This is a genomic window from Streptomyces sp. NPDC001985, assembly GCF_040296845.1.
Lineage (GTDB): Bacteria > Actinomycetota > Actinomycetes > Streptomycetales > Streptomycetaceae > Streptomyces.
The window spans coordinates 1-4,229 of the sequence record NZ_JBEOYB010000167.1 but is presented as its reverse complement, the minus strand read 5'-3'; the positions used below and the strand labels follow the sequence as shown (position 1 = coordinate 4,229).

The 4,229-nt window shown below is 68.4% G+C and carries 2 protein-coding genes; both read right to left on the bottom strand.

Annotated features, from left to right (window positions below; genetic code table 11):
* A partial coding sequence (gene carB, locus ABT122_RS33320) for a carbamoyl-phosphate synthase large subunit (protein WP_351559895.1) occupies window positions 1-3,241 on the bottom strand: 3,241 nt, incomplete at its 3' end.
* Window positions 3,234-4,229: glutamine-hydrolyzing carbamoyl-phosphate synthase small subunit (gene carA / locus ABT122_RS33315; protein ID WP_351559893.1), on the bottom strand; the 996-nt coding region annotated here is incomplete at its 5' end. The genes carA and carB, both read right to left, overlap by 8 nt.

The following is a 4,229-nucleotide window of genomic DNA, read 5'->3' as shown; positions in this document are numbered from 1 at the left end:
TGAGTGCGTCGATGCCTTGGACGGCGGCGGCGAGGGCTTGGACGGTGGTGAGGCAGGGGACGGAGCGGGCGACGGCGGCGGTGCGGATGTCGTAGCCGTCGAGGCGTCCGCCGGTGCCGTAGGGGGTGTTGACGATGAGGTCGACTTCGCCGTCGTGGATGAGCTGGACGATGGTGCGTTCTCCGCCGGGTCCTTCGCCTTCGCTGTGTTTGCGGACGATACGGGCGTGGATGCCGTTGCGTTTGAGGACTTCGGCGGTGCCGGAGGTGGCGAGGAGTTCGAAGCCGTGGGCGACGAGTTCCCGGGCGGGGAAGATCATGGAGCGTTTGTCGCGGTTGGCGACGGAGATGAACGCGCGGCCTTTGGTGGGCAGGGGTCCGTAGGCGCCGGCCTGGGATTTGGCGTAGGCGGTGCCGAAGACGGTGTCGATGCCCATGACCTCGCCGGTGGAGCGCATCTCGGGGCCGAGGATGGTGTCGACGCCGCGTCCGTGGATGTCGCGGAAGCGGGACCAGGGCAGGACGGCTTCCTTGACGGAGATCGGGGCGTCCATGGGCAGGGTCCCTCCGTCGCCTTCCCGGGGCAGGAGTCCTTCCGCCCTCAGCTGGGTGATGGTGGCGCCCAGGGAGATGCGGGCGGCGGCTTTGGCCAGGGGGACGGCGGTGGCTTTGGAGGTGAAGGGGACGGTGCGGGAGGCGCGGGGGTTGGCCTCGAGGACGTAGAGGACGTCTCCGGCGAGGGCGAACTGGATGTTGATCAGGCCGCGGACCCCGACGCCGCGGGCGATGGCCTCGGTGGAGGCGCGCAGGCGTTTGATGTCGTGGCCGCCGAGGGTGATGGGGGGCAGGGCGCAGGCGGAGTCGCCGGAGTGGATGCCGGCTTCCTCGATGTGTTCCATGACGCCGCCGAGGTAGAGGTCGGTGCCGTCGTAGAGGGCGTCGACGTCGATCTCGATGGCGTCGTCGAGGAAGCGGTCGACCAGGACGGGACGGGTGGGGGAGATTTCGGTGGACTCGGCGATGTAGGCCTCGAGGCGGGCTTGTTCGTAGACGATTTCCATGCCGCGTCCGCCCAGGACGTAGGAGGGGCGGACCAGGACGGGGTAGCCGATGTCGTCGGCGATGGTTTTGGCCTGGGCGTAGGTGGTGGCGGTGCCGTGTCGGGGGGCGGGCAGGCCGGCTTCTTCCAGGACGCGGCCGAAGGCGCCGCGGTCCTCGGCGGCGTGGATGGCCTCGGGCGGGGTGCCGACGACGGGGACGCCGTTGTCCTTGAGGGCCTGGGCCAGTCCCAGGGGGGTCTGGCCGCCGAGCTGGACGATGACGCCGGCGACGGGGCCGGCGAGGGTTTCGGCGTGGACGATCTCCAGGACGTCCTCGAGGGTGAGGGGTTCGAAGTAGAGGCGGTCGGAGGTGTCGTAGTCGGTGGAGACGGTTTCGGGGTTGCAGTTGACCATGACGGTCTCGTAGCCGGCGTCGGAGAGGGCGAAGGAGGCGTGGACGCAGGAGTAGTCGAACTCGATGCCCTGCCCGATCCGGTTGGGCCCCGACCCCAGGATGATGACCGCGGGTTTGGTGCGGGGGGCGACTTCGCTCTCCTGGTCGTAGGAGGAGTAGAAGTAGGGGGTTTTCGCGGCGAACTCGGCGGCGCAGGTGTCGACGGTCTTGTAGACGGGGCGGATACCCAGGGCGTGGCGGACCTCGCGGACCACGTCCTCGCGCAGTCCGCGGATCGCGGCGATCTGGGCGTCGGAGAAGCCGTGGCGTTTCGCGTCCGCGAGGAGTCCGGGGTGGAGTTTGTCCGCCGCGGCGAGTTCGTCGGCCACTTCGCGGATCAGGAACAGCTGGTCCACGAACCAGGGGTCGATCCGGGTCGCGGTGAACACCTCGCCGGGGGTGGCGCCCGCGCGGATCGCGGCCATCACCGTGTTGATCCGGCCGTCCGTGGGCCGTGCCGCCCGGGCCAGGAGTGCGTCCCTGTCCCCGGGCGGGGTGGTGAAGTCGAACGGGCCGTCCTTCTTCTCCAGCGACCGCAGGGCCTTCTGGAGGGCCTCGGTGAAGTTCCGGCCGATCGCCATCGCCTCACCCACCGACTTCATCGTCGTGGTCAGCGTCGCGTCCGCGGAGGGAAACTTCTCGAACGCGAACCTGGGGGCCTTCACCACCACATAGTCCAGCGTCGGCTCGAACGACGCCGGTGTCTTCTCCGTGATGTCGTTCGGGATCTCGTCCAGGGTGTAGCCGACAGCGAGCTTCGCCGCGATCTTCGCGATCGGGAAACCCGTCGCCTTCGACGCCAGCGCCGACGAGCGGGACACGCGCGGGTTCATCTCGATGACGATGATCCGCCCGTCCCGGGGATCGACCGCGAACTGGATGTTGCATCCCCCGGTGTCCACCCCCACCTCACGGATGATCGCGATCCCGATGTCCCGCAGCCGCTGGTACTCCCGGTCCGTCAGCGTCATCGCCGGAGCCACCGTGATCGAGTCCCCGGTGTGCACACCCATCGGATCGAAATTCTCGATCGAGCACACCACCACCACATTGTCGTTCCGGTCCCGCATCAGCTCCAGCTCGTACTCCTTCCACCCCAGGATCGACTCCTCCAGCAGCACCTCCGTCGTCGGCGACAGCGTCAGACCCTGCCCCGCGATCCGGCGCAGCTCCTCCTCGTCGTGCGCGAACCCCGACCCCGCGCCGCCCATCGTGAACGACGGCCGCACCACCACCGGATACCCGCCCAGAGTCCCCACCCCCGCAAGGACATCGTCCATCGAGTGACAGATCACCGACCGCGCCGACTCACCGTGCCCGATCCGCTCCCGCACCGCGTCCACGACACCCTTGAACAGCTCCCGGTCCTCCCCCTTGTTGATCGCCTCGACATTCGCCCCGATCAACTCGACCCCGTACCGCTCCAGCACCCCCTGCCCGTGCATCGAGATCGCCGTGTTCAGAGCCGTCTGCCCGCCCAGGGTCGGCAGCAGGGCGTCGGGCCGCTCCTTCGCGATGATCTTCTCCACGAACTCCGGCGTGATCGGCTCCACATACGTGGCATCCGCGATCTCCGGATCCGTCATGATCGTCGCCGGATTCGAATTCACCAGAATCACCCGCAGGCCCTCGGCCTTGAGGACCCGGCACGCCTGCGTACCGGAATAATCGAACTCGGCGGCCTGACCGATCACGATCGGGCCCGACCCGATCACCAGAACGGACTGGATATCGGAGCGCTTAGGCACGCTGGCCCTCCATCAGAGAAACGAAACGGTCGAACAGATACGCGGCGTCATGCGGACCCGCCGCCGCCTCCGGGTGGTACTGCACACTGAACGCCGGCCGGTCCAGCAACCGCAGACCCTCCACCACCCCGTCATTCAGACACACATGCGACACCTCGACACGCCCGAACGGCGTGTCCGACACCCCCTCCACCGGAGCATCCACCGCGAACCCGTGATTATGCGCCGTGATCTCCACCCGGCCCGACACACGGTCCAGCACCGGCTGATTGATCCCCCGGTGCCCATACACCAGCTTGTACGTGCCAAAACCCAGCGCACGCCCCAGCAGCTGATTCCCGAAACAGATCCCGAACAGCGGAGTCCCCCGCTCCAGAACCGCCCGCACCACCGACACATCAGCCGTCGCCGGATCACCCGGACCATTCGACAGAAACACCCCGTCCGGCCCACCCCGCCCGACCGCGTACACCTCCTCCACCGACACACCCGCCGGCAGCACATGCACCTCCACCCCCCGCTCCGCCAACCGCCTCGGCGTCATCCCCTTGATCCCCAGATCAATAGCCGCCACCGTGAACCGCCTCACCCCCACAGCCGGCACCACATACCCCTCAGCCGCGGCCACCTCCGACGACAGATCCGCCCCCGCCATCCCCGGAGACCGCCGCACACGCGCCAGCAGACCCCCCTCATCCACACCCGCCAGCGCCGCACCCGAGAACACACCCGCCCGCATCGCACCCCGCTCCCGCAGATGCCGCGTCAACGCCCGCGTGTCCACCCCGCAGATCCCCACCACACCCCGCGCCACCAGCTCCTCATCCAGAGACCGCCGCGACCGCCAGCTCGACGGCACCCGCGCCGGATCACGGACCACAAACCCCGCCACCCAGATCCGCCGCGACTCGTCATCCTCATCATTGACCCCCGTATTCCCCACATGAGGAGCCGTCATCACCACCACCTGACGGTGATACGACGGATC